This window comes from Pseudomonas sp. CFSAN084952 (assembly GCF_009648855.1).
In the GTDB taxonomy this organism is placed as follows: Bacteria; Pseudomonadota; Gammaproteobacteria; order Pseudomonadales; family Pseudomonadaceae; genus Aquipseudomonas; species Aquipseudomonas paracarnis.
In genome coordinates, this window is the sequence record NZ_CP045767.1 from 4769570 (window position 1) to 4792251 (window position 22682).

General features: G+C 56.8%; 34 protein-coding genes. 2 read left to right on the forward strand and 32 right to left on the reverse strand.

What is annotated here, in order from left to right:
• Positions 1–104: 104 nt before the first annotated feature.
• Positions 105–1076 (reverse strand): GlxA family transcriptional regulator, encoded by a 972-nt coding sequence (locus GH769_RS21710; RefSeq protein ID WP_032904133.1) that lies wholly within the window; start codon positions 1074–1076, stop codon positions 105–107.
• Positions 1077–1172: 96 nt separating this feature from the next.
• Between GH769_RS21710 and GH769_RS21715 the strand changes: the two genes are divergently transcribed.
• Positions 1173–1736, forward strand: a complete 564-nt coding sequence (locus GH769_RS21715) for a cysteine hydrolase family protein (RefSeq protein WP_014720147.1) — start codon at positions 1173–1175, stop codon at positions 1734–1736.
• 21 nt (positions 1737–1757) lie between these two features.
• Here GH769_RS21715 and tam read toward each other — a convergent pair whose 3' ends face one another.
• From tam to GH769_RS21730, 3 genes are all read right to left on the reverse strand, one after another.
• Positions 1758–2519, reverse strand: coding sequence for a trans-aconitate 2-methyltransferase (gene tam / locus GH769_RS21720; protein WP_032904132.1), 762 nt, complete (start codon positions 2517–2519; stop codon positions 1758–1760).
• Between the two features lie 186 nt (positions 2520–2705).
• Entirely contained in the window at positions 2706–3221 is a 516-nt protein-coding gene (locus GH769_RS21725; protein ID WP_020302451.1) for a single-stranded DNA-binding protein, read from the reverse strand.
• A gap of 9 nt (positions 3222–3230) precedes the next feature.
• The gene (locus tag GH769_RS21730; protein WP_032904131.1) at positions 3231–4625 is read right to left on the reverse strand and encodes an MFS transporter; all 1395 of its coding nucleotides are present in this window, start codon (positions 4623–4625) and stop codon (positions 3231–3233) included.
• A gap of 178 nt (positions 4626–4803) precedes the next feature.
• Between GH769_RS21730 and uvrA the strand changes: the two genes are divergently transcribed.
• Entirely contained in the window at positions 4804–7638 is a 2835-nt protein-coding gene (gene uvrA, locus GH769_RS21735) for an excinuclease ABC subunit UvrA (protein WP_014720150.1), read from the forward strand.
• Between the two features lie 67 nt (positions 7639–7705).
• Here the strand turns inward: uvrA and bfr are convergent, their stop codons facing one another.
• From bfr to rplD, 28 genes are all read right to left on the reverse strand, one after another.
• Positions 7706–8170: a bacterioferritin gene (bfr, locus tag GH769_RS21740; RefSeq protein WP_003176400.1), complete on the reverse strand. Its 465-nt coding sequence runs from the start codon at positions 8168–8170 to the stop codon at positions 7706–7708.
• 155 nt (positions 8171–8325) lie between these two features.
• On the reverse strand, positions 8326–9774 hold the full coding sequence (locus GH769_RS21745) for a catalase (RefSeq protein WP_014720152.1): 1449 nt from the start codon (positions 9772–9774) through the stop codon (positions 8326–8328).
• Positions 9775–10011: 237 nt separating this feature from the next.
• Positions 10012–10398: a 50S ribosomal protein L17 gene (gene rplQ, locus GH769_RS21750; RefSeq protein ID WP_003176402.1), complete on the reverse strand. Its 387-nt coding sequence runs from the start codon at positions 10396–10398 to the stop codon at positions 10012–10014.
• Between the two features lie 41 nt (positions 10399–10439).
• Complete coding sequence (gene rpoA, locus GH769_RS21755) at positions 10440–11441, reverse strand: DNA-directed RNA polymerase subunit alpha (RefSeq protein WP_003176403.1); 1002 nt, start codon at positions 11439–11441, stop codon at positions 10440–10442.
• A gap of 22 nt (positions 11442–11463) precedes the next feature.
• The gene (gene rpsD / locus GH769_RS21760; RefSeq protein WP_003176404.1) at positions 11464–12084 is read right to left on the reverse strand and encodes a 30S ribosomal protein S4; all 621 of its coding nucleotides are present in this window, start codon (positions 12082–12084) and stop codon (positions 11464–11466) included.
• 18 nt (positions 12085–12102) lie between these two features.
• A complete protein-coding gene (rpsK, locus tag GH769_RS21765) occupies positions 12103–12492 on the reverse strand; it encodes a 30S ribosomal protein S11 (RefSeq protein WP_002555466.1) in 390 nt (129 codons plus the stop codon).
• A 30-nt stretch (positions 12493–12522) separates the two neighbouring features.
• Positions 12523–12879: a 30S ribosomal protein S13 gene (gene rpsM, locus GH769_RS21770; RefSeq protein ID WP_003194635.1), complete on the reverse strand. Its 357-nt coding sequence runs from the start codon at positions 12877–12879 to the stop codon at positions 12523–12525.
• A gap of 129 nt (positions 12880–13008) precedes the next feature.
• Complete coding sequence (gene rpmJ / locus GH769_RS21775; RefSeq protein WP_002555468.1) at positions 13009–13125, reverse strand: 50S ribosomal protein L36; 117 nt, start codon at positions 13123–13125, stop codon at positions 13009–13011.
• Positions 13126–13153: 28 nt separating this feature from the next.
• A complete protein-coding gene (gene secY / locus GH769_RS21780) occupies positions 13154–14482 on the reverse strand; it encodes a preprotein translocase subunit SecY (RefSeq protein ID WP_003194637.1) in 1329 nt (442 codons plus the stop codon).
• Positions 14483–14920 (reverse strand): 50S ribosomal protein L15, encoded by a 438-nt coding sequence (gene rplO / locus GH769_RS21785; RefSeq protein ID WP_003176407.1) that lies wholly within the window; start codon positions 14918–14920, stop codon positions 14483–14485.
• Positions 14921–14923: 3 nt separating this feature from the next.
• Positions 14924–15100, reverse strand: a complete 177-nt coding sequence (rpmD, locus tag GH769_RS21790; RefSeq protein WP_003176408.1) for a 50S ribosomal protein L30 — start codon at positions 15098–15100, stop codon at positions 14924–14926.
• A gap of 2 nt (positions 15101–15102) precedes the next feature.
• On the reverse strand, positions 15103–15603 hold the full coding sequence (gene rpsE / locus GH769_RS21795; protein ID WP_003176409.1) for a 30S ribosomal protein S5: 501 nt from the start codon (positions 15601–15603) through the stop codon (positions 15103–15105).
• A 3-nt stretch (positions 15604–15606) separates the two neighbouring features.
• Positions 15607–15957 carry a 50S ribosomal protein L18 gene (gene rplR, locus GH769_RS21800; RefSeq protein ID WP_003186037.1) on the reverse strand — a complete coding sequence of 117 codons (351 nt, stop codon included), beginning with the start codon at positions 15955–15957 and terminating at the stop codon, positions 15607–15609.
• A gap of 10 nt (positions 15958–15967) precedes the next feature.
• Positions 15968–16501 carry a 50S ribosomal protein L6 gene (gene rplF / locus GH769_RS21805; protein ID WP_003194640.1) on the reverse strand — a complete coding sequence of 178 codons (534 nt, stop codon included), beginning with the start codon at positions 16499–16501 and terminating at the stop codon, positions 15968–15970.
• Positions 16502–16513: 12 nt separating this feature from the next.
• Positions 16514–16906: a 30S ribosomal protein S8 gene (gene rpsH / locus GH769_RS21810; protein ID WP_003176413.1), complete on the reverse strand. Its 393-nt coding sequence runs from the start codon at positions 16904–16906 to the stop codon at positions 16514–16516.
• A gap of 208 nt (positions 16907–17114) precedes the next feature.
• Entirely contained in the window at positions 17115–17420 is a 306-nt protein-coding gene (gene rpsN / locus GH769_RS21815; RefSeq protein WP_003176414.1) for a 30S ribosomal protein S14, read from the reverse strand.
• Between the two features lie 13 nt (positions 17421–17433).
• Positions 17434–17973 carry a 50S ribosomal protein L5 gene (rplE, locus tag GH769_RS21820; protein ID WP_003194642.1) on the reverse strand — a complete coding sequence of 180 codons (540 nt, stop codon included), beginning with the start codon at positions 17971–17973 and terminating at the stop codon, positions 17434–17436.
• A gap of 22 nt (positions 17974–17995) precedes the next feature.
• Positions 17996–18310 (reverse strand): 50S ribosomal protein L24, encoded by a 315-nt coding sequence (rplX, locus tag GH769_RS21825; RefSeq protein WP_003176416.1) that lies wholly within the window; start codon positions 18308–18310, stop codon positions 17996–17998.
• Between the two features lie 11 nt (positions 18311–18321).
• The gene (gene rplN, locus GH769_RS21830; protein WP_002555479.1) at positions 18322–18690 is read right to left on the reverse strand and encodes a 50S ribosomal protein L14; all 369 of its coding nucleotides are present in this window, start codon (positions 18688–18690) and stop codon (positions 18322–18324) included.
• A gap of 23 nt (positions 18691–18713) precedes the next feature.
• Positions 18714–18980 carry a 30S ribosomal protein S17 gene (rpsQ, locus tag GH769_RS21835; RefSeq protein WP_003194644.1) on the reverse strand — a complete coding sequence of 89 codons (267 nt, stop codon included), beginning with the start codon at positions 18978–18980 and terminating at the stop codon, positions 18714–18716.
• A 2-nt stretch (positions 18981–18982) separates the two neighbouring features.
• Positions 18983–19174, reverse strand: coding sequence for a 50S ribosomal protein L29 (gene rpmC / locus GH769_RS21840; RefSeq protein WP_002555481.1), 192 nt, complete (start codon positions 19172–19174; stop codon positions 18983–18985).
• Entirely contained in the window at positions 19174–19587 is a 414-nt protein-coding gene (rplP, locus tag GH769_RS21845) for a 50S ribosomal protein L16 (protein ID WP_003176421.1), read from the reverse strand. Before rplP ends, rpmC begins: the two co-directional genes overlap by 1 nt.
• Before the next feature lie 12 nt (positions 19588–19599).
• Complete coding sequence (gene rpsC / locus GH769_RS21850) at positions 19600–20286, reverse strand: 30S ribosomal protein S3 (protein ID WP_003176422.1); 687 nt, start codon at positions 20284–20286, stop codon at positions 19600–19602.
• A 13-nt stretch (positions 20287–20299) separates the two neighbouring features.
• Positions 20300–20632: a 50S ribosomal protein L22 gene (gene rplV / locus GH769_RS21855; RefSeq protein WP_003103908.1), complete on the reverse strand. Its 333-nt coding sequence runs from the start codon at positions 20630–20632 to the stop codon at positions 20300–20302.
• 11 nt (positions 20633–20643) lie between these two features.
• On the reverse strand, positions 20644–20919 hold the full coding sequence (rpsS, locus tag GH769_RS21860; protein ID WP_002555486.1) for a 30S ribosomal protein S19: 276 nt from the start codon (positions 20917–20919) through the stop codon (positions 20644–20646).
• Between the two features lie 16 nt (positions 20920–20935).
• Positions 20936–21760, reverse strand: a complete 825-nt coding sequence (gene rplB, locus GH769_RS21865; protein ID WP_003186055.1) for a 50S ribosomal protein L2 — start codon at positions 21758–21760, stop codon at positions 20936–20938.
• A 14-nt stretch (positions 21761–21774) separates the two neighbouring features.
• Entirely contained in the window at positions 21775–22074 is a 300-nt protein-coding gene (gene rplW / locus GH769_RS21870) for a 50S ribosomal protein L23 (RefSeq protein WP_002555488.1), read from the reverse strand.
• Positions 22071–22673 carry a 50S ribosomal protein L4 gene (rplD, locus tag GH769_RS21875; RefSeq protein WP_003176424.1) on the reverse strand — a complete coding sequence of 201 codons (603 nt, stop codon included), beginning with the start codon at positions 22671–22673 and terminating at the stop codon, positions 22071–22073. The genes rplW and rplD overlap by 4 nt, the downstream gene beginning before the upstream one ends.
• Between the last annotated feature and the right edge of the window lie 9 nt (positions 22674–22682).

Sequence of the window (22682 nt, forward strand, 5' to 3'; positions counted from 1 at the left end):
TTGAGCGGATAGTTGTTAAATCAATCAGTTGCGCAAAAAGTGATGGCCGTTAGCCTGTTTTATTCTGCACGACCCGGGGCGAACCCTGCGGCGTTCTGCACGATTCAAACCCCAAAGCGGTTGCGGTAATCGCTGGGGGACAGGCCGGTGATTTTCTTGAAAATGGTACGAAAGGTACCGGGGTCTTGATAGCCCACGGTCCAGGCAATGTGATCGATGGTGCCGTTGGTGAACTCCAGCATCTGCCGCGCCTTGCCGACCCGCAGGTGTTGGCAGTACTCGGTGGGTTTCAATCCGGTGGCGCTGCGAAAGCGCCGCAGAAAGGTGCGCTCTTCCAGGTTCGCCTCCTGCGCCATCGCTGCCACGGACACGTCCACCGCGCCACTGGCTTGCAGCCAATGCTGGACCTTGAGGACCGCACCATCACCGTGCCTGAGAAGCGGCGCAAAGTTACTACCACATTGGCTGGCGCTGGCGCTGTGTTCGATCACCAGAAAACGCGCCGTATCGGCCGCCACGCTCGGGCCCATCAGCCGGTCGACCAGGCGCAGGCCCAGTTCGGACCAGGCCATCAGCCCCGCGGAAGTGATCAGGTCGCCGTCATCGACAATGGGTTTATCCGCTTCCAGGCGCACCGCCGGGTAACTGGCCGCAAAAGACTTCGCGGAGGACCAGTGGGTGGTGGCGCTGCGGCCATCCAACAGGCCGCTGCGCGCCAGCATGATCGAGCCGATGCACACGCCGCCCAGCACGGTGCCGCCCGCATGTTGCAGGCGCAGCCATTCCAGCAGCGCCGGCGGCGCCTGGTCTTCGGTGAACTCTGCAATCGAGGGCGGCACCAACACGGCCATCATCGGTTGGTCGGGGCCTGGGTGGCTGTCGAACGTGCGCGCGGGCGTGCCGTGGGCATCTACCTGCCAGTGGCTGACCCGCAGCAGCGGTAATTGCGCAGATTCATGCTCGGCGGCGATGCGGTTAGCGACCCCGAACAGGTCGGTCAGCCCGTGGACTGCGGCGAGTTGCGCGCCCTGGTAGATCAACACACCCAGCTCGACAGTGCTGCGTTGCGCGGCCATTGTCAGTTTTCCCCCTGTTATTGTCGGTGCGGCCAATTCTCGGCGTGATCGCCAGCTAAGATACTAGGCCCATCAACCCATCACGAGGCAACACACATGGCCAAGCAGGCGCTCATCCTAATCGATATCCAGAACGACTACTTCCCCCAGGGCAAGTGGCCGCTCGACGGCGTGGAAGCCGCAGCGGACAAGGCGGCGCAGGTGCTCCAGGCGTTTCGACAAGCAGGCGATGCGGTGATTCATGTACGGCATGAGTTCGCTGGCGACGACGCACCGTTCTTCACACCGGGCTCCGAAGGCGCGCACTTGCATGCCAAGGTGCTCAACGAGGGCGAGGAACCGGTGGTGCTCAAACACTTCGTGAATGCGTTTCGCCAAACCAACCTGCGCGAACTGCTGGAACAGCGCAGCATCACCGACGTGGTGGTGGTAGGCAGCATGAGCCATATGTGCATTGACGCCGTGGTACGGGCGGCGGCGGACCTGGGCTACAAGGTTACGGTGATCCATGATGCCTGCGCGACCCGCGACCAGGAATTCAACGGGCAGGTGATTCCGGCGGCGCAGGTGCACGGGGCGTACATGGCCTCCCTGGCCTTTGGCTATGCGGGTGTGGTGTCGGCAGAGGAATATTTGAAGGCCCAAGCAGCGGCCGCGTGACCGCCAATCAGGCCGATCGCTTTAGCGTGTGGCGATGATGAACAGGCGCGGAAAGGGCAACAACACCGTGCCATCGGCCAGGGCGGGATAAGCCTGGGTAATTCGCGCCTGGTATTGCTGCAGGAAGGCGGCTTTTTCATCGTCGGTCAACGGCGCAAGAAAAGGCCGCAATGCCGAAGCCTTGAACCACTCCACCACCGCCGTGTGGTCCGCCAACGGGTGGTGATAGGTGGTGCGCCATACATCCACGGTACTGCAATACTTGCTCAACAGTTCGTAGTAGTAACTGGCGGTGTGCCGCTCATTGTGTTTGACCGCCCCTATCTTCGCCGACCACGGGCCATCGGCCGCAACTTCACGGGCCAGGCGATGGGCGGGCTCGTCAAGGTTGTCCGGGGTTTGCACCGCCAGCGTACCGCCTGGGTTCAGTTGGTGGACCAAGTGCGGGTAGAGCGTGGCGTGGTCGGGCAGCCATTGCAGCGAGGCATTGGCCAGAATCACATCCAAGCGTTGCGCAGGATGCCAGGCGCCGATATCTGCCAGCTCGAAGTTCAACCTGGGCAGGCGCTTGCGGGCGTCTACCAACATGTCATCGGAGCTGTCCATGCCAGTGACGTGCGCTTGGGGGAAACGCTCGGCCAGCACTTCGGTGGAGTTTCCCGGCCCGCACCCCAGGTCGACTGCGGTGCCCACGTCGGCGTTGGGAATTGCCGCAATCAGGTCACGGACAGGGCGAGTGCGCTGCTGTTCGAACATCGTGTACTGCTTGGCGGACCAGGTCATCACAGCCTTCCTTCTTTCTTAGAGGTGGCGACAGCCTAAATCTTGTGAGCCATGAGAACAAATGCTGGGGTTGGTGTGCTGCCTGCAAAAAGGCAGCGCGTGCACCGACGCCTGTTCATCGCCCATAAAAAAACCCCGATGCTTTCGCTATCGGGGGTTTTGTTTGTTCAGGGTCGGTCTTGGACCTTAGAACGGGATATCGTCATCAAAGCTGTCGAAATCCTGAGCCGGTTGCGGAGCAGCCTGCTGTGGTGCTGGGCGCGACTCACGCTGTGGCTGCTGGCTTGGCTGCGGACGCGACTGCTGTGGGCGCGGTGCCGAGTTGGACATGCCGCCCTGGCCCTGTTGGTCGCCCTGTGGACGGCCGCCCAGCAGTTGCATGGTGCCTTGCATGTCGACCACGATTTCGGTGGTGTAACGCTTGATGCCGTCTTTTTCCCACTCACGGGTTTGCAGTTTGCCTTCGATGTAGACCTGCGAACCTTTGCGCAGGTATTCACCGGCGATCTCTGCGACCTTGCCGAACATCGACACGCGGTGCCATTCGGTCTTCTCGACCTTCTGGCCGGTCTGCTTGTCGGTCCACTGTTCGCTGGTCGCCAGGCTCAGGTTGGTCACGGCGTTACCGTTAGGCAAGTAGCGAACTTCGGGATCCTGGCCGCAAGTACCGACCAATATGACTTTGTTAACCCCACGGGCCATAACGTTCTCCTAGGCTGGGCGCGCTGTCGGCACTGGGTTGACCAGTTGCTCGAGCGTCGCGCGATCCAATAATTCGGTGTCCAATTTGATGTAAATGGCCGCCTCTTCAGCGACCACGACTGCATCCGTTACCCCTACGACAGCCTTCAGGCGCTCTACCAGGCCGCCTTCGCGGATCGCCTCGGGCGATAGCGGCAAACGCAGACTGGTGACGTAGGGAGGTTCGCGCATGGTAACAGCAAAGACCAGCCAAAGTGCAGCCAGCCCGGCGCATCCGAGGAACACAACCGACAAACCGCCATGCTGGAACATCCAGCCGCCCATGATGCCGCCCAACGCAGAACCCAGGAACTGGCTGGTGGAATACACCCCCATGGCCGTGCCCTTACCGCCTGCCGGTGAAACTTTACTGATCAGTGACGGCAACGACGCTTCGAGCAGGTTGAAGGCGGTGAAAAACACCACCGTACCAATCACCAATGCTCGCAGGCTGTCGCCGAACTGCCAGAAGAATAGTTCAGTGAGCATCAATGTCGCGACGGCGCCGAGTAAAACTCGTTTCATTTTGCGTTTCTTCTCGCCATAGATGATGAACGGGATCATGGCGAAGAACGAAATCAACAGCGCAGTGAGGTAGACCCACCAGTGCTGTTCCTTGGGCAGGCCGGCTTTTTCCACCAGGGCCAGGGGCAAGGCGACGAAGCTGCACATCAGCATGGCGTGTAATACGAAGATACCTAAATCCAGGCGCAGCAGGTCCGGGTGCTTGAGCGTCGGCAGCAACGCCTTGCGTGCGACGCCCGATTCACGATGCTGCAGGGTGCCGGTGGAGCGCGGCACCATAAAAGCCACGATCAGGATGCCGAACAACGCCATGCCGCCCGTGGCCAGGAATAGCCCATGCAAGCCGAACGCGCGCGTGAGTAAGGGGCCGACCACCATTGCCACGGCAAACGACAGGCCGATGGTCATGCCGATCATCGCCATGGCCTTGGTGCGGTGTTGTTCGCGGGTCAGGTCCGACAGCAGCGCCATCACGGCGGCGGAAATCGCACCGGCGCCCTGCAGGATGCGCCCGGCGATCACGCCCCAGATCGAATCGGACTGGGCCGCTAGCACACTGCCAAGGGCGAATACGATCAGCCCGAGATAGATCACCGGGCGACGGCCAATGCGGTCGGAAATAATCCCGAACGGGATCTGGAAAATCGCCTGGGTCAGGCCATAGGCACCAATCGCCAGGCCGATCAAGGCGGGGGTCGCCCCTGCGAGATCCATCCCATAGGTGGCCAGCACCGGCAACACCATAAACATGCCCAGCATACGGAAAGCGAACACCAGGGCCAGACCGCTTGCCGCTCGGGTCTCGCCGCTACTCATGCGTTCGCTGTGGGGATCGTGCATGGAAAAACCTCGTGTGAACCGGCGGCGATTCTACCAGTCCCATCGATTGAGAGGGTATATGCGGCGCTTTGCCGCGCAGCTTTCATGTAAGGCTGCAAGCGGCGTTTTGACAGTGTATATTCATCCAGTCTTTAGCCGTATACTCCGCCATCATTTACGCCCGCCGTGCGAGGCCATCTTGGACAAGATCCTGATTCGTGGGGCTAGAACCCACAACCTGAAGAACATCGACCTGACCCTGCCCCGGGACAAACTGATCGTCATCACCGGCTTGTCCGGCTCCGGCAAATCGTCCCTGGCGTTCGACACGCTGTATGCCGAAGGTCAGCGTCGCTATGTGGAATCCCTGTCGGCCTACGCCCGGCAGTTCCTGTCGATGATGGAAAAGCCCGATGTCGACACCATTGAAGGCCTGTCGCCGGCTATTTCCATCGAGCAGAAATCCACGTCCCACAACCCGCGCTCCACCGTGGGTACCATTACCGAAATCTACGACTATCTGCGCCTGCTGTATGCGCGCGTGGGCATTCCGCGCTGCCCGGACCACGATATTCCCCTGGAAGCCCAGACCGTCAGCCAGATGGTCGACCTGGTACTGGCCCAGCCAGAGGGCGCCAAGCTGATGCTGCTGGCGCCCGTCATTCGCGAGCGCAAGGGTGAACACCTGTCGGTCTTCGAAGAACTGCGTGCCCAGGGCTTCGTGCGGGCGCGCATCAACGGCAAGCTCTATGAGCTGGACGAAGCGCCGAAGCTGGACAAGCAGAAAAAGCACTCCATTGACGTGGTGGTCGACCGATTCAAGGTGCGCGCCGACTTGCAGCAGCGTTTGGCGGAATCGTTCGAAACCGCGCTGAAGCTGGCCGATGGCATTGCCCTCGTAGCGCCGATGGACGACGAGCCGGGCGAAGAGATCATCTTCTCCGCGCGCTTTGCGTGCCCCATCTGTGGCCATGCCATCAGTGAGCTGGAACCCAAGCTGTTTTCCTTCAACAACCCGGCCGGCGCCTGCCCGACTTGCGACGGCCTGGGTGTGAAGCAGTTTTTCGATATCAAGCGCCTGGTCAATGGTGACCTGACCCTGGCCGAGGGGGCGATACGCGGATGGGACAGGCGTAACGTCTACTATTTCCAGATGCTCGGGTCATTGGCCTCGCACTACAAGTTCAGCCTGGAAGTGCCGTTCAACCAGCTGCCGGCAGACCAGCAGAAGGTCATTCTGCATGGCAGCGGTTCGCAGAATGTCGACTTCAAGTACCTGAACGACCGTGGCGACATCGTCAAGCGCTCGCACCCGTTCGAAGGCATCGTGCCGAACCTGGAGCGTCGCTACCGCGAGACCGAATCGGCAAGCGTGCGTGAAGAACTGGCAAAATTCCTCAGTACTCAGCCTTGCCCGGATTGCCGTGGCACCCGCCTGCGCCGTGAGGCACGTCACGTGTGGGTGGGCGAGAAGACCCTGCCAGCAGTGACCAACCTGCCGATCGGCGATGCGTGTGAATACTTTGGCGTACTCAAGCTCACCGGGCGACGCGGGGAAATTGCCGACAAGATCCTCAAGGAAATTCGCGAGCGTCTGCAGTTCCTGGTCAACGTTGGCCTGGACTACCTGTCGCTGGACCGTAGCGCCGATACCTTGTCGGGCGGTGAAGCACAGCGAATCCGCCTGGCCAGCCAGATTGGCGCGGGCCTTGTGGGCGTGCTGTATATCCTCGATGAGCCGTCGATTGGCTTGCACCAACGGGATAACGACCGCCTGCTGGGCACGCTGAAACACCTGCGCGATATCGGCAATACCGTGATCGTGGTCGAGCATGATGAAGACGCTATCCGCCTGGCGGACTACGTGGTCGATATCGGCCCGGGCGCGGGTGTGCATGGTGGCCATATCGTTGCCGAGGGCACGCCTGCCGAAGTGATGGCACATCCGGACTCGTTGACCGGCAAGTACCTGTCTGGCCGGGTGAAGATCGAAGTGCCCGCCAAGCGTACGCCGCGCAACAAAAAGATGGCTCTGCACCTCAAGGGCGCGCGCGGGAACAACCTGCGCAATGTCGACCTGGAGATTCCGCTGGGCCTGCTGACCTGCGTGACCGGTGTTTCCGGTTCGGGCAAGTCGACGCTGATCAACAACACCTTGTTCCCACTGAGTGCCACCGCCCTGAACGGCGCGACCACTCTGGAAGCTGCGGCCCACGACAGCATCAAAGGCCTGGAGCATCTGGACAAGGTCGTCGACATCGACCAGAGCCCGATTGGACGCACACCGCGTTCCAACCCAGCCACCTACACCGGGCTGTTTACGCCTATCCGCGAGCTGTTCGCTGGCGTACCCGAGTCGCGTTCACGAGGTTATGGGCCGGGCCGGTTCTCGTTCAACGTCAAGGGTGGGCGCTGCGAAGCCTGCCAGGGCGACGGCCTGATCAAGGTGGAGATGCACTTCCTGCCCGACATCTACGTGCCGTGCGATGTGTGCAAGAGCAAGCGCTACAACCGCGAGACCCTGGAGATCAAGTACAAGGGCAAGAGCATCCATGAAACTCTGGAGATGACAATCGAGGAAGCTCGCGAGTTCTTCGACGCGGTGCCGGCGTTGGCGCGCAAGCTGCAGACGCTGATGGATGTAGGCCTGTCGTACATCAAGCTGGGGCAATCAGCGACCACGCTGTCGGGTGGTGAAGCGCAGCGGGTCAAGCTGTCTCGCGAGCTGTCCAAGCGTGATACCGGCAAAACCTTGTACATCCTCGATGAGCCGACCACTGGCCTGCACTTCGCGGATATCCAGCAGTTGCTGGACGTACTTCACCGCTTGCGGGACCACGGCAATACCGTGGTGGTGATTGAGCACAACCTTGATGTGATCAAGACGGCCGACTGGTTGGTAGACCTGGGGCCGGAAGGTGGTTCGAAGGGTGGCCAGATCATCGCAGTGGGCACGCCAGAGCAGGTTTCCGAAATGCCGCAGTCGCACACCGGTTACTACCTGAAACCATTGCTGGAACGCGATCGGGCCTGATCTTTTCATCGTCCAATAAAAAGCCCCTGCCACTTTGCGGTGACAGGGGCTTTTTTATAGCCGGGAATCAGAACTGCGATTGCAGGTAATTCTCCAGGCCGATCAGCTTGATCAGGCCCAACTGCTTTTCCAGCCAGTAGGTGTGATCTTCTTCGGTGTCATTCAACTGCACCCGCAGTATTTCCCGGGTGACATAGTCGTTGTGCTGCTCACAAAGCTCGATGCCCTTACAGAGTGCAGCACGGACCTTGTACTCAAGGCGAAGATCGGCAGCGAGCATGTCAGGCACTGTGGTACCCACGTCCAGATCATCAGGACGCATACGCGGCGTGCCTTCGAGCATCAGAATGCGGCGCATCAGGGCATCAGCGTGCTGTGCCTCTTCTTCCATTTCGTGGTTGATACGCTCGTAGAGCTCGGTAAAGCCCCAGTCTTCGTACATACGCGAATGGATGAAATATTGGTCACGAGCTGCCAGTTCGCCCGTCAGCAACGTGTTGAGGTAATCGATTACGTCGGGGTGACCTTGCATCGCCCTACATCTCCCTGCTTGAAAGACTGTAGTTTGAACCATGCTGACTTGAAGGTCACGGGACAAACGGCAGAAAAGTGAAGATTTCCGGAGAAAAGTAGCTGAAATAACGCAAAAACCGCCCAAATGAGGGCGGTTCTGCTTATCGTTTAGAGTCAGTTAAGCGATACACCCAGTGCCTTTGCGATTGCTTCTCCATAAGCCGGGTCGGCCTTATAGAAGTGCTGCAGTTGACGCTGGACCACATCGCTGGAAACGCCACCCATAGCACCGGCGATGTTATTGGTGAGCAGGGCTTTCTGCTCATCATTCATCAGACGGAACAGCGCACCGGCGTGGCTGTAGTAGTCCGTATCTTCGCGATGATCGTAGCGATCAGCCGCGCCGCTCAGGGTCAATGCTGGCTCTGCATACTGCGGGGCTTGCTTGGGCGCATCGGCATAGCTGTTTGGCTCGTAGTTCGGAGCCGCACCGCCGTTACTACCGAAAGCCATGGAGCCGTCACGCTGGTAGCTGTTAACCGGGCTACGTGGTGCGTTCACCGGCAGTTGCTGGTGGTTGGTGCCCACACGGTAGCGGTGCGCATCGGCGTAGGCAAAAACCCGACCTTGCAGCATACGGTCCGGCGACAGGCCAACGCCTGGGACCATGTTGCTTGGGCCAAATGCGGCCTGCTCGACTTCGGCGAAGTAGTTCTGCGGATTACGATTGAGCTCCAGCTCACCCACTTCAATCAACGGGAATTCTTTTTGCGACCAGGTCTTGGTCACGTCAAACGGGTTCTCGTAATGGGCGTTCGCCTGTGCCTCGGTCATGATCTGGATGCACACGCGCCACTTGGGGAAGTCACCGCGCTCGATTGCACCAAACAGATCACGCTGGGCGTAATCAGGATCGGTTCCCGCCAAGCGGGCGGCCTCGGCCGGCGCCAGGTTCTTGATGCCTTGCTTAGTCTTGTAGTGCCACTTCACCCAATGACGCTCACCCTGGGCATTGATCAGACTGTAAGTGTGGCTGCCGAAACCATGCATGTGGCGATAGCCGTCCGGGATGCCACGGTCCGAAAACAGAATGGTGACCTGATGCAGCGCCTCTGGTGAGTGCGACCAGAAGTCCCACATCATCTGCGCGCTTTTCAGGTTGCTCTGCGGCAGGCGTTTCTGGGTGTGGATAAAATCCGGGAATTTCAGCGGATCACGAATAAAGAACACGGGAGTGTTGTTACCCACGATGTCCCAGTTACCCTCTTCGGTATAGAACTTCAGGGCAAAGCCACGTGGATCACGTTCAGTGTCAGCAGAACCGCGCTCACCGCCTACAGTGGAGAATCGCAGGAATGTCGGCGTTTGCTTGCCAACAGATTCGAACAGCTTGGCGCTGGTGTATTGGGTGATGTCACGGGTGACTGTGAACGTACCGTAGGCGCCCGATCCTTTGGCGTGCACGCGACGCTCAGGGATGTTTTCACGGTTGAAGTGAGCGAGCTTCTCGATCAGGTGGAAATCGTCGAGTAACAACGGACCACGAGGGCCCGCGGAACGGGAGTTCTGGTTATCCGCAACGGGAGCACCGCTGGCGGTGGTAAGGACTTTATTCTGGCTCATGCTCAATCTTCCTCAGGTCGGACTTGGAACTGCCGGCTAATCGGCTTGGAGGGAGTATTGATCATCAACACCACGCCTACAAATTCATTAAATTGCAGGCATCGATAGAGAATAACTAACAACACTCCGTTCGCTATAGTGCAGCGCCCGGCCTATGGAAGCTTGTATAAGTTGCGCTTTTGTTACGCGCACAAAAAACCGGGCACTAGGCCCGGTTTTTTGTTGCAGCTTGTCGTCTTACTCGGCGCTTACAGCTTCGCCGGCAGTAGCACGATCAACCAACTCGACGTACGCCATAGGCGCGTTGTCGCCAGCGCGGAAACCGCACTTGAGGATGCGCAGGTAGCCACCCTCACGGGTAGCGTAACGCTTGCCCAGGTCGTTGAAGAGCTTACCAACGATAGCTTTCGAACGAGTACGGTCGAAAGCCAGACGGCGGTTAGCCAGGCTGTCTGTCTTGGCCAAAGTGATCAGCGGCTCAGCAACGCGACGCAGTTCTTTAGCTTTCGGCAGTGTAGTTTTGATCAGCTCGTGCTCGAACAGCGACACCGCCATGTTTTGGAACATGGCCTTGCGGTGCGAGCTGGTACGGCTCAGGTGACGACCACTTTTACGATGACGCATGGTTCATTCCTTACCAAACTCACGTTCGGTGATTACGACGATCAGGCAGTCGCCTTGTCGTCCTTCTTAAGACTTGCAGGCGGCCAGTTGTCGAGGCGCATGCCGAGGGACAGACCGCGGGAGGCCAGAACGTCCTTGATTTCAGTCAAGGATTTCTTGCCCAGGTTCGGAGTCTTCAACAGTTCTACTTCGGTGCGCTGGATCAGGTCACCGATGTAGTAAATGTTTTCCGCCTTAAGGCAGTTAGCCGAACGTACAGTCAGTTCCAGATCGTCAACCGGGCGAAGCAGGATCGGATCGATCTCGTCTTCCTGCTCGATTACCACTGGTTCGCTGTCACCTTTGAGGTCGACGAACGCAGCCAACTGCTGTTGCAGAATGGTTGCAGCGCGGCGGATAGCCTCTTCAGGATCCAGGGTACCGTTGGTTTCCAGATCAATAACCAGCTTGTCCAGGTTAGTACGCTGCTCGACACGGGCGTTTTCCACCACGTATGCGATACGGCGAACCGGGCTGAACGAAGAGTCAAGCTGCAAGCGACCAATGCTGCGGCTTTCGTCTTCATCGCTCTGACGCGAGTCGGCCGGTTCATAACCACGACCACGAGCTACAGTGAGCTTCATGTTCAGGGCGCCGTTAGACGCCAGGTTAGCGATTACGTGATCGGGGTTAACGATCTCGACATCATGATCCAGCTGAATATCGGCAGCGGTAACCACCCCCGAACCCTTCTTCGACAAGGTCAGCGTAACTTCGTCACGGCCGTGCAGCTTGATAGCCAGACCTTTAAGGTTCAACAGGATTTCAATTACGTCTTCCTGTACACCTTCGATGGCGCTGTACTCGTGGAGCACACCGTCAATCTCGGCCTCGACTACTGCACAGCCGGGCATTGAGGACAACAGGATGCGGCGCAGCGCGTTGCCCAGGGTGTGGCCAAAACCACGCTCGAGAGGCTCGAGAGTAATTTTGGCGCGGGTTGGACTGACAACCTGCACATCAATGTGGCGGGGTGTCAGGAACTCATTTACCGAAATCTGCATGGATGCACCTATTTTCTAGCCCTTACTTGGAGTAGAGCTCGACAATCAGGCTTTCGTTGATGTCGGCGGACAGATCACTGCGAGCAGGAACGTTCTTGAAAACGCCCGACTTCTTCTCAGTGTCTACTTCTACCCATTCTACGCGGCCACGTTGGGCACACAGATCGAGAGCTTGGACAATGCGAAGTTGGTTTTTTGCTTTCTCGCGAACTGCGACCACGTCACCAGCACGAACCTGGTAGGACGGAACGTTTACGGTCTGACCGTTAACGCTGATCGACTTGTGCGATACCAGCTGACGGGATTCGGCACGAGTCGAACCGAAGCCCATACGGTATACAACGTTGTCCAGACGGCATTCGAGCAGTTGCAGCAGGTTTTCACCGGTTGCACCTTTCTTGCCAGCAGCTTCTTTGTAGTAGCCGCTGAACTGACGCTCGAGAACGCCGTAGATACGACGGACCTTCTGCTTTTCACGCAGTTGGGTGCCGTAGTCGGACTGGCGACCGCGGCGTTGGCCGTGGATACCAGGTGCTGCTTCAATGTTGCACTTCGATTCGATCGCGCGCACGCCGCTCTTCAGGAAGAGATCGGTGCCTTCGCGACGAGCGAGTTTGCATTTTGGACCAATGTAACGAGCCATTCTTTACAATCTCCTGGATTACACGCGGCGCTTCTTCGGCGGACGGCACCCGTTGTGCGGGATTGGCGTCACGTCGGTGATGCTGGCGATCTTATAGCCACAGCCGTTCAAAGCACGGACAGCAGACTCACGACCTGGACCTGGACCCTTGACGTTAACGTCGAGGTTTTTCAGGCCGTATTCCAGCGCAGCTTGACCAGCACGTTCAGCAGCTACTTGAGCAGCAAACGGGGTGGACTTGCGGGAACCGCGGAAACCCGAACCACCGGAGGTAGCCCAAGAAAGCGCGTTACCTTGACGGTCGGTGATGGTCACGATTGTGTTGTTAAAAGATGCATGGATGTGGGCGATGCCATCAACCACTGTCTTTTTAACTTTTTTACGAGGACGAGCAGCAGGTTTTGCCATGATAATTTTCCTGTCGATTCGCTGGGGCGATTACTTGCGGATCGGCTTACGCGGACCTTTACGGGTACGCGCGTTAGTCTTGGTACGCTGACCGCGTACTGGAAGACCACGACGATGACGCAGACCGCGATAGCAACCGAGGTCCATCAAACGCTTGATTTTCATGTTGATTTCGCGACGCAGGTCACCTTCAGTGGTGAACTTCGCCACTTCGCCACGCAGCTGTTCAATCTGCTCGTCGCTCAGATCCTTGATCTTAGCGGCTGGGTTTACCCCAGCAACTGCGCAAATTTTCTGCGCAGTAGTGCGACCAACACCATAGATGTAGGTCAGCGAGATAACAGTGTGCTTGTTATCTGGAATGTTAACGCCTGCAATACGGGCCATTCAGTGGGACTCCAATTGACAGCTACCTACGCCCCGGAAGCCAAGAAATAGGGCGCGAGATAATATCGCTGTAATAACAAATAATCAACCCGGCAGCGCACTAGCTGCCGGGCTTCAAGCGGATCACACTCAGCCTTGGCGCTGTTTGTGACGCGGTTCCGCGCTGCAAATTACTCGAACAACACCTTCGCGGCGAATAATCTTGCAGTTACGGCACAGCTTTTTCACCGATGCACGAACTTTCATCACCAACTCCTCGAACCTTATGGGGTACTCAGCGCAACATGCCGCTGCCGTAGCCCTTCAGGTTGGCTTTCTTCATCAGGGATTCGTACTGGTGCGAAACGAGGTGCGATTGTACTTGGGACATGAAGTCCATCACAACCACGACCACGATCAGCAACGAGGTCCCGCCAAGGTAGAACGGAACGTTTGCTGCAACCACCAGGAACTGGGGCAACAAGCACACGGCCGTCATATATAGAGCACCGAACAGGGTCAAACGAGTCAGAACGCCATCAATGTAGCGTGCCGACTGCTCACCTGGACGGATGCCCGGAATAAAGGCACCGGACTTCTTCAGGTTTTCCGCTACGTCTTTCGGATTGAACATCAACGCCGTATAGAAGAAGCAGAAGAAAATAATCCCTGCACTAAACAGCAGAATATTCAACGGCTGACCAGGAGCGATCGACTGAGAGAGGTCCTGCAGCCAGCCCATATTTTCAGACTGACCAAACCAGGTACCCAACGAAGCCGGAAACAGCAAGATGCTGCTCGCGAAAATTGCCGGAATAACACCGGCCATATTCACTTTCAGCGGCAAGTGGCTGGTCTGCGCAGCGAAGACCTTACGGCCCTGCTGACGCTTGGCGTAGTGAACAGCAATACGACGCTGGCCACGCTCAATGAACACCACAAAACCGATAATCGCTACTGCCAGCAAACCGATGGCAACCAAGGCGAAGATATTGATATCACCCTGACGCGCAGACTCGAAAGACTGCCCGATTGCTCTCGGAAGACCGGCGACGATACCTGCGAAAATCAACATCGAGATACCGTTGCCAACACCACGCTCAGTAATCTGCTCACCCAGCCACATCATGAACATCGCACCAGCCACAAACGTGGATACCGCGACGAAATGGAAGCCAAAGTCACCAGTGAACGCAACGCCCTGCCCCGCCAGGCCAACGGACATGCCGATAGCCTGAACCAGGGCGAGGACGACAGTGCCGTAGCGGGTGTACTGGCTAATCTTGCGACGGCCAGCCTCACCTTCCTTCTTCAACTGCTCCAGCTGCGGGCTGACGGCTGTCATCAGTTGCATGATGATCGATGCCGAAATGTACGGCATGATCCCCAGTGCAAAGATGCTCATCCGCTCCAGCGCGCCGCCGGAAAACATGTTGAACAAGCTAAGAATGGTCCCCTCATTCTGTCGAAACAGGTCTGCGAGTCGGTCCGGGTTGATACCTGGAACCGGGATGTGTGCGCCTATTCGGTAGACGATAATCGCCAGGAACAGAAAACGCAGACGAGCCCAAAGTTCAGACATACCGCCTTTGCCGAGCGCTGAGAGAGCACCTTGCTTAGCCATTTATTCCTCGAACTTGCCGCCAGCTGCTTCGATAGCCGAACGCGCACCTTTGGTGGCGCCGATTCCCTTGCCGATAGTGACAGCGCGAGTCACTTCACCGGACAGCATGATTTTCACACGCTGTACGTTGACGTTGATCACGTTGGCATCTTTCAGGGTCTGCACAGTAACGATGTCGCCTTCCACTTTAGCCAGCTCGGACAGACGCACTTCTGCGCGATCCATGGCTTTCAGGGATACGAAACCGAACTTAGGCAGGCGACGATGCAGCGGCTGTTGACCGCCTTCAAAGCCTGGAGCAATGGTGCCACCGGAGCGGGAGGTTTGACCCTTGTGGCCACGGCCACCGGTCTTACCCAAACCACTACCGATACCACGGCCCGGACGATGCTTTTCGCGACGGGAACCCGGCGCTGGACTCAGATCATTGAGTTTCATCGATTAACCCTCTACACGCAGCATGTAGTAAGCCTTGTTGATCATCCCGCGATTCTCGGGAGTATCCTGGACTTCTACAGTGTGACCGATGCGACGCAGACCCAAACCTTTAACGCACAATTTGTGGTTAGGGATGCGGCCGGTCATGCTTTTGATCAGCGTTACTTTAACGGTAGCCATGATCAGAAGATCTCCTTGACAGTCAGACCACGCTTGGCAGCGATGGACTCAGGAGATTGCATAGCCTTCAGACCCTTGAAAGTGGCGTGAACCACGTTTACCGGGTTAGTCGAGCCATAGCACTTGGCCAGAACGTTCTGAACGCCAGCAACTTCGAGGACAGCACGCATAGCGCCGCCAGCGATGATACCGGTACCTTCAGAAGCAGGCTGCATGTACACCTTCGAAGCGCCGTGAGCGGACTTCATTGCGTACTGCAGAGTGGTGCCGTTCAGATCAACTTGGATCATGTTGCGACGAGCAGCTTCCATTGCCTTCTGGATCGCGGCAGGCACTTCACGTGACTTGCCACGGCCGAAGCCAACACGCCCTTTACCATCACCCACCACGGTCAACGCGGTGAAAGTGAAGATACGGCCGCCTTTAACGGTTTTGGCTACGCGGTTAACTTGAACCAGCTTCTCAATGTAGCCTTCGTCGCGCTTTTGGTCGTTATTTGACATAACTTAGAACTCCAGCCCAGCTTCACGAGCAGCATCAGCCAGCGCTTTCACGCGGCCGTGGTACTTGAAGCCAGAGCGGTCGAAAGCCACTTGCGAGACGCCAGCGGCCTTAGCACGCGTAGCGACCAGCTGGCCAACCTTTGTGGCCGCGTCGATGTTGCCAGTGGCACCATCACGCAGTTCTTTATCCAAAGTCGAGGCGCTTGCCAGGACTTTGTTGCCGTCGGCCGAGATGACCTGGGCGTAGATGTGCTGCGACGAGCGGAACACGCAGAGACGCACGACTTCGAGTTCGTGCATTTTCAGGCGTGCTTTGCGAGCGCGACGCAGTCGAGTAACTTTTTTGTCGGTCATTTGCTATGCCCTACTTCTTCTTGGCTTCTTTACGACGGACGACTTCGTCCGCGTAGCGCACACCTTTGCCTTTGTACGGCTCTGGTGGACGGAAGTCGCGGATCTCAGCGGCCACTTGACCTACCAGCTGCTTGTCGATGCCCTTGATCAGGATATCGGTCTGGCTAGGAGTCTCAGCAGTGATGCCCGCTGGCAGTTCGTAATCCACTGGGTGCGAGAAGCCAAGGGCAAGGTTCAAAACCGTGCCTTTTGCTTGCGCTTTGTAACCAACACCGACCAGCTGGAGCTTACGCTCGAAGCCTTGGCTTACGCCTTGGACCATGTTGTTTACCAACGCACGCGTGGTACCGGCCATTGCGCGAGTTTGTTGATCGCCATTGCGAGCAGCGAAACGCAGCTCACCAGCTTCTTCAACGATCTCAACGGACGAATGGATGTTCAGTTCAAGAGTACCCTTGGCACCCTTCACCGAAAGCTGTTGGCCTGCGAATTTGACTTCGACACCGGCTGGCAGCTTAACGGGGTTCTTAGCGACGCGAGACATGCTTATCCCCCCTTAGAACACAGTGCAAAGAACTTCGCCGCCGACACCGGCAGCGCGCGCAGCACGATCCGTCATCACACCTTTGTTGGTGGAGACGATAGACACGCCCAGACCGCCACGAACTTTCGGCAGATCTTCAGCGGACTTGTACTGACGCAGGCCTGGACGGCTAACGCGCTTCACTTCCTCGATGACCGAACGGCCTTCGAAGTACTTCAGCTCGATGGACAGCAGTGGTTTGATTTCGCTGCTGATCTGATAACCCGCAATGTAGCCTTCGTCTTTCAGGACTTTGGCAACAGCTACCTTCAACTTGGAAGATGGCATGCTTACGACGGACTTTTCAGCCATCTGGGCATTACGGATACGAGTTAGCATGTCCGCTAACGGGTCCTGCATACTCATGGGCTAGACGCTCCTAATACAAAAAAATTAGCCTTGCGGCTACATATGTCGCCGAGAATCTCCGAGCACAAAAAACACGGGCTCAGGCGAGCCGCGTATTTTAGACATACTCCAGAAATGAAACAAGCCCCAAAAGGGGCTTGATCCAGATTCAAGGTCACCGGCGGTCAGTATCTTGCGATTCCGACCACCTGGACGTTGAAAGTACTTACCAGCTGGCTTTAACCAGACCTGGTACGTCACCACGCATTGCCGCTTCACGCAGTTTGTTACGGCCGAGGCCGAACTTGCGGTAAACGCCGTGTGGACGACCGGTCAGGCGGCAGCGGTTACGCATGCGCGAAGCGCTTGCGTCACGTGGCTGCTTCTGCAGAGCAACTGTAGCTTCCCAACGCGCTTCTGGACTTGCGTTCAGATCAACGATGATTGCTTTCAGTGCTGCACGCTTCTTGGCGTACTTGGCAACCGTGAGCTGACGCTTCAGCTCGCGGTTTTTCATGCTCATCTTGGCCATGGTCCTACTCCAATCAGTTGCGGAACGGGAATTTGAACGCACGCAGCAGAGCGCGGCCTTCATCATCGTTCTTGGCAGTGGTGGTCAGGGTGATGTCCAGACCGCGGAGAGCATCGATCTTGTCGTAGTCGATTTCCGGGAAGATGATCTGCTCTTTCACGCCCATGCTGTAGTTACCACGACCATCGAAGGACTTGGCATTCAGGCCGCGGAAGTCGCGGACCCGAGGCAGGGAGATCGACAGCAGACGATCCAGGAATTCGTACATACGCTCACGGCGCAGAGTCACTTTGACGCCGATCGGCCAACCTTCACGGACTTTAAAGCCAGCGATGGATTTCCGAGCGTAAGTCACAACGACTTTTTGACCGGTGATCTTTTCCAGGTCAGCAACAGCGTGCTCGATGACTTTTTTGTCGCCGATCGCTTCGCCCAGACCCATGTTCAGGGTGATTTTGGTGACGCGCGGAACTTCCATCACGTTCCCGAGCTTAAGTTCTTCCTTAAGCTTAGGGGCGATTTCCTTCCGGTAAATCTCTTGTAGTCGTGCCATGGTCTAATCTACCTAGCAGTGTTCAAGCATCAACCGCTTTTTGGGTCGACTTGAAGACACGAATTTTCTTACCGTCTTCTACTTTGAAACCAACGCGGTCAGCCTTGTTGGTTTCGCCGTTGAAGATGGCGACGTTAGAAGCGTCCAGCGGAGCTTCTTTCTCGACGATACCGCCCTGCACGCCCGACATCGGGTTAGGCTTGGTATGACGCTTGACCAGGTTCAGACCACCGATAACCAGACGGTTATTGGCGAGAACCTTAAGCACCTTACCGCGCTTACCTTTGTCTTTGCCGGCGATCACGATGATCTCGTCGTCACGACGAATCTTTTGCATGTCGGATCTCCTTACAGCACTTCTGGGGCGAGCGAGACGATTTTCATGAACTTCTCAGTACGAAGTTCACGGGTCACTGGCCCAAAGATACGGGTGCCGATCGGCTCTTGCTTGTTGTTCAGAAGAACAGCAGCGTTGCCATCAAAGCGGATAATGGAGCCATCAGCACGACGTACGCCGTGACGAGTGCGGACTACAACAGCAGTCATCACTTGGCCTTTTTTCACCTTACCGCGAGGAATTGCTTCCTTCACGGTAACTTTGATGATGTCACCGATACCAGCGTAACGACGATGGGAGCCACCCAGCACCTTGATGCACATAACACGGCGAGCGCCGCTGTTATCGGCCACATCGAGCATGGATTGAGTCTGAATCATATAATTTCTCCGACCCCTAGTCCTTAGACTTCCACAGCGCGTTCGAGAACATCAACCAGTGCCCAAGACTTGGTCTTGGCCATCGGACGAGTTTCACGAATAGTGACTTTGTCGCCGATGTGGCACTGATTGGTTTCGTCGTGCGCGTGCAGCTTAGTCGAACGCTTAACATATTTACCGTAGATCGGGTGCTTAACGCGACGCTCGATCAAAACGGTGATGGTTTTGTCCATCTTGTCGCTGACAACACGGCCAGTCAGCGTACGGACAGTCTTTTCGGCTTCAGCCATGATCACTTACCTGCCTGCTGGTTGAGCACAGTCTTCACGCGAGCGATGTCACGCTTAACTTGCGAGAGCAGATGAGACTGCCCCAACTGGCCAGTTGCTTTCTGCATACGCAGATTGAACTGGTCGCGCAGCAGGCCGAGCAGTTGCTCGTTCAGCTGCTGTGCGGATTTTTCACGAAGTTCATTCGCTTTCATCACATCACCGTCCGTTTAACAAAGGAGGTGGCGAGCGGCAGCTTTGCAGCAGCCAGGGCGAAAGCCTCACGCGCCAGCTCTTCAGAAACACCCTCGATTTCATACAGGACTTTGCCTGGCTGAATCTGGGCTACCCAGTATTCCACGTTACCCTTACCTTTACCCATCCGAACCTCGAGAGGCTTTTTGGAGATCGGCTTGTCCGGGAATACACGGATCCAGATCTTGCCGCCACGTTTTACGTGACGGGTCAGAGCACGACGCGCTGACTCGATCTGACGAGCGGTGAGACGACCACGAGCTACAGACTTCAGCGCGAACTCGCCGAAGCTGACTTTGCTACCGCGCTGAGCCAGACCACGGTTGTGGCCTGTCATCTGCTTGCGGAACTTCGTACGCTTAGGTTGCAACATTTGGCGTACCCCTTACTTAGCAGCTTTTTTACGAGGCGCTGGTGCTTGTGGTTTCAGTTCTTCTTGGCGACCACCAATTACTTCGCCTTTGAAGATCCAAACCTTTACACCGATCACACCGTAAGTGGTGTGAGCTTCGTAGTTGGCATAGTCGATGTCGGCACGCAGGGTGTGCAGTGGCACACGACCTTCGCGATACCATTCAGTACGTGCGATTTCAGCACCGCCGAGACGACCGCTCACTTGGATTTTGATGCCTTTGGCACCAATGCGCATGGCGTTCTGTACGGCGCGCTTCATAGCGCGACGGAACATTACGCGACGCTCCAGCTGCTGAGCTACGCTCTGCGCAACCAGCATACCGTCGAGCTCCGGCTTGCGGATCTCTTCGATATTGATGTGCACAGGCACACCCATTTGCTTGGTCAGGTCCTGACGCAGTTTCTCAACATCTTCACCTTTCTTCCCGATAACGATACCTGGACGAGCGGTGTGGATGGTGATACGTGCAGTTTGGGCCGGACGATGGATATCGATACGGCTTACGGACGCGCTTTTTAGTTTGTCTTGGAGATACTCACGCACCTTCAGATCAGCGAACAAGTAGTCCGCATAAGTCCGACCGTCTGCGTACCAGACGGAGGTGTGCTCCTTGACGATTCCCAGGCGAATGCCAATGGGATGTACTTTCTGACCCATCTCTTCGACTCCGTTACTTGTCAGCAACCTTGACAGTGATATGGCAAGACCGCTTGACGATGCGATCAGCACGGCCTTTGGCACGTGGCATGATGCGCTTCAGCGAACGCCCTTCGTTGACGAAAACGGTGCTGACCTTCAGGTCATCAACGTCTGCGCCTTCGTTATGCTCGGCGTTGGCTACGGCCGACTCCAGCACTTTCTTCATGATCTCGGCGGCTTTCTTACTGCTGAAAGCCAACAGGTTGAGCGCTTCGCCCACCTTCTTCCCGCGGATCTGGTCGGCGACCAAGCGGGCTTTCTGGGCGGAGATTCGAGCGCCCGACAACTTAGCGGCTACTTCCATTTCCTAACCCCTTAACGCTTGGCTTTCTTGTCTGCCACGTGCCCACGATAAGTGCGGGTACCGGCAAACTCGCCCAGTTTGTGGCCGACCATGTCTTCGTTAACGAGAACTGGGACGTGTTGACGACCGTTGTGTACTGCGATGGTCAGACCGACCATTTGTGGCAGGATCATCGAACGACGCGACCAGGTCTTAACTGGTTTGCGATCGTTCTTTTCCGCCGCCACTTCGATCTTCTTCAGTAGGTGAAGATCAATAAAAGGACCTTTTTTCAGAGAACGTGGCACTGTCGTATCCCTCTATTTACTTGCGACGACGGACGATCATTTTGTCGGTACGCTTATTACCACGAGTCTTCGCGCCCTTAGTCGGGAAGCCCCATGGCGATACCGGATGACGACCACCAGAGGTACGACCTTCACCACCACCGTGTGGGTGGTCAACCGGGTTCATGGCAACACCACGAACGGTTGGGCGAACGCCACGCCAGCGTTTGGCACCAGCTTTACCCAACGAACGCAGGCTGTGCTCGGAGTTCGAGACTTCGCCCAGGGTCGCACGGCATTCAGCCAGTACTTTACGCATCTCACCAGAACGCAGACGCAGGGTCACGTAGACACCTTCACGAGCGATCAGCTGAGCCGAAGCACCAGCGGAACGAGCGATTTGCGCGCCTTTACCTGGCTTCAATTCGATGCCGTGTACGGTGCTACCAACTGGAATGTTACGCAGTTGCAGAGCATTGCCCGGCTTGATCGGTGCCAAAGCACCTGCGATCAGCTGGTCGCCAGCACTTACGCCTTTAGGGGCGATGATGTAGCGACGCTCGCCATCTGCGTACAGCAGCAGAGCGATGTGAGCAGTACGGTTTGGATCGTATTCAATACGCTCGACAGTGGCAGCGATGCCATCTTTGTCGTTGCGACGGAAATCGACCAGACGATAATGCTGCTTATGGCCACCACCGATGTGACGAGTGGTAATGCGACCATTGTTGTTACGACCACCAGACTTCGATTTTTTCTCGAGCAGCGGTGCGTGAGGAGCGCCTTTATGCAGCTCCTGGTTGACCACCTTGACCACAAAACGGCGGCCAGGGGAAGTCGGTTTGCATTTAACGATTGCCATGATGCACCCCTTCCTTACTCAGCACTGCTGCTGAAATCGAGATCTTGGCCTGGCTGAAGGGAGATAACTGCCTTCTTCCAGTCATTACGCTTGCCCAGACCGCGAGCAGTGCGCTTGCTCTTACCCAGAACATTCAGGGTAGTAACACGCTCTACTTTCACGCTGAACAGGCTTTCGACGGCCTTCTTGATTTCCAGCTTGGTTGCGTCAGTTGCAACCTTGAAAACGAACTGGCCTTTCTTGTCAGCCAGAACCGTAGCCTTTTCGGAAACGTGCGGGCCAAGCAGAACTTTAAATACGCGTTCCTGGTTCATCCCAGCAGCTCCTCGAATTTCTTCACGGCCGACACGGTGATCAACACCTTGTCGTATGCGATCAGACTAACTGGATCGGAACCTTGCACGTCACGTACATCAACGTGTGGCAGGTTGCGAGCAGCCAGGTACAGGTTCTGATCAACAGCTTCAGACACGATCAAAACATCGGTCAGGCTCATGTTGTTCAGTTTGCCCAGCAGATCTTTGGTTTTTGGACTTTCAACAGCGAAGTCCTGAACCACGACCAGACGATCAGTACGCACGAGTTCAGCAAGGATGGAGCGCAGAGCTGCGCGGTACATCTTCTTGTTGAGCTTCTGAGAGTGATCCTGTGGACGAGCTGCGAAAGTGGTACCGCCGCCACGCCAGATTGGGCTACGGATAGTACCGGCACGAGCACGGCCAGTGCCTTTCTGACGCCAAGGGCGCTTACCGCCACCACGTACGTCGGAACGGGTCTTTTGCTGCTTGCTACCTTGACGGCCGCCGGCCATGTAGGCCACGACTGCTTGGTGAACGAGCGTCTCGTTGAATTCGCCGCCAAATGTCAGTTCGGAAACTTCGATCGCTTGAGCGTCATTTACATTTAATTGCATGTCAGCTTC

Excerpts from the sequence above, each read along its gene's own strand:
- rpsK (WP_002555466.1), bottom strand. The coding sequence starts at position 12,492 with ATGGCAAAACCTGCTGCTCGTCCTCGTAAAAAAGTTAAAAAGACAGTG.
- GH769_RS21745 (WP_014720152.1), bottom strand. The coding sequence starts at position 9,774 with ATGAGCCAGAATAAAGTCCTTACCACCGCCAGCGGTGCTCCCGTTGCG.
- rpsH (WP_003176413.1), bottom strand. The coding sequence starts at position 16,906 with ATGAGTATGCAGGACCCGTTAGCGGACATGCTAACTCGTATCCGTAAT.
- rpsE (WP_003176409.1), bottom strand. The coding sequence starts at position 15,603 with ATGTCAAATAACGACCAAAAGCGCGACGAAGGCTACATTGAGAAGCTG.
- rplV (WP_003103908.1), bottom strand. The coding sequence starts at position 20,632 with ATGGAAGTAGCCGCTAAGTTGTCGGGCGCTCGAATCTCCGCCCAGAAA.
- rpmD (WP_003176408.1), bottom strand. The coding sequence starts at position 15,100 with ATGGCTACCGTTAAAGTAACGCTGATCAAAAGCATGACCGGCCGCATC.
- rplB (WP_003186055.1), bottom strand. The coding sequence starts at position 21,760 with ATGGCAATCGTTAAATGCAAACCGACTTCCCCTGGCCGCCGTTTTGTG.
- secY (WP_003194637.1), bottom strand. The coding sequence starts at position 14,482 with ATGGCTAAGCAAGGTGCTCTCTCAGCGCTCGGCAAAGGCGGTATGTCT.
- rplE (WP_003194642.1), bottom strand. The coding sequence starts at position 17,973 with ATGGCACGACTACAAGAGATTTACCGGAAGGAAATCGCCCCTAAGCTT.
- rplP (WP_003176421.1), bottom strand. The coding sequence starts at position 19,587 with ATGTTGCAACCTAAGCGTACGAAGTTCCGCAAGCAGATGACAGGCCAC.
- GH769_RS21710 (WP_032904133.1), bottom strand. The coding sequence starts at position 1,076 with ATGGCCGCGCAACGCAGCACTGTCGAGCTGGGTGTGTTGATCTACCAG.
- rplX (WP_003176416.1), bottom strand. The coding sequence starts at position 18,310 with ATGCAAAAGATTCGTCGTGACGACGAGATCATCGTGATCGCCGGCAAA.
- rplR (WP_003186037.1), bottom strand. The coding sequence starts at position 15,957 with ATGACCGACAAAAAAGTTACTCGACTGCGTCGCGCTCGCAAAGCACGC.
- rpoA (WP_003176403.1), bottom strand. The coding sequence starts at position 11,441 with ATGCAGATTTCGGTAAATGAGTTCCTGACACCCCGCCACATTGATGTG.
- rplN (WP_002555479.1), bottom strand. The coding sequence starts at position 18,690 with ATGATTCAGACTCAATCCATGCTCGATGTGGCCGATAACAGCGGCGCT.
- rplD (WP_003176424.1), bottom strand. The coding sequence starts at position 22,673 with ATGCAATTAAATGTAAATGACGCTCAAGCGATCGAAGTTTCCGAACTG.
- GH769_RS21730 (WP_032904131.1), bottom strand. The coding sequence starts at position 4,625 with ATGCACGATCCCCACAGCGAACGCATGAGTAGCGGCGAGACCCGAGCG.
- GH769_RS21715 (WP_014720147.1), top strand. The coding sequence starts at position 1,173 with ATGGCCAAGCAGGCGCTCATCCTAATCGATATCCAGAACGACTACTTC.
- rpsQ (WP_003194644.1), bottom strand. The coding sequence starts at position 18,980 with ATGGCTGAAGCCGAAAAGACTGTCCGTACGCTGACTGGCCGTGTTGTC.
- rpsN (WP_003176414.1), bottom strand. The coding sequence starts at position 17,420 with ATGGCCAAGATGAGCATGAAAAACCGCGAGCTGAAGCGTCAGCTCACG.
- rpsC (WP_003176422.1), bottom strand. The coding sequence starts at position 20,286 with ATGGGTCAGAAAGTACATCCCATTGGCATTCGCCTGGGAATCGTCAAG.
- rplO (WP_003176407.1), bottom strand. The coding sequence starts at position 14,920 with ATGAAACTCAATGATCTGAGTCCAGCGCCGGGTTCCCGTCGCGAAAAG.
- rplQ (WP_003176402.1), bottom strand. The coding sequence starts at position 10,398 with ATGCGTCATCGTAAAAGTGGTCGTCACCTGAGCCGTACCAGCTCGCAC.
- rpsM (WP_003194635.1), bottom strand. The coding sequence starts at position 12,879 with ATGGCCCGTATTGCAGGCGTTAACATTCCAGATAACAAGCACACTGTT.
- rpsD (WP_003176404.1), bottom strand. The coding sequence starts at position 12,084 with ATGGCTCGTTACATTGGTCCAAAATGCAAACTCGCTCGTCGCGAAGGC.
- bfr (WP_003176400.1), bottom strand. The coding sequence starts at position 8,170 with ATGCAAGGTCACCCCGACGTAATCGATTACCTCAACACGTTGCTGACG.
- rplW (WP_002555488.1), bottom strand. The coding sequence starts at position 22,074 with ATGAACCAGGAACGCGTATTTAAAGTTCTGCTTGGCCCGCACGTTTCC.
- tam (WP_032904132.1), bottom strand. The coding sequence starts at position 2,519 with ATGACCTGGTCCGCCAAGCAGTACACGATGTTCGAACAGCAGCGCACT.
- GH769_RS21725 (WP_020302451.1), bottom strand. The coding sequence starts at position 3,221 with ATGGCCCGTGGGGTTAACAAAGTCATATTGGTCGGTACTTGCGGCCAG.
- rplF (WP_003194640.1), bottom strand. The coding sequence starts at position 16,501 with ATGTCTCGCGTCGCTAAGAACCCCGTTAAGCTGCCAGCCGGTGTCGAA.
- rpmJ (WP_002555468.1), bottom strand. The coding sequence starts at position 13,125 with ATGAAAGTTCGTGCATCGGTGAAAAAGCTGTGCCGTAACTGCAAGATT.
- rpmC (WP_002555481.1), bottom strand. The coding sequence starts at position 19,174 with ATGAAAGCGAATGAACTTCGTGAAAAATCCGCACAGCAGCTGAACGAG.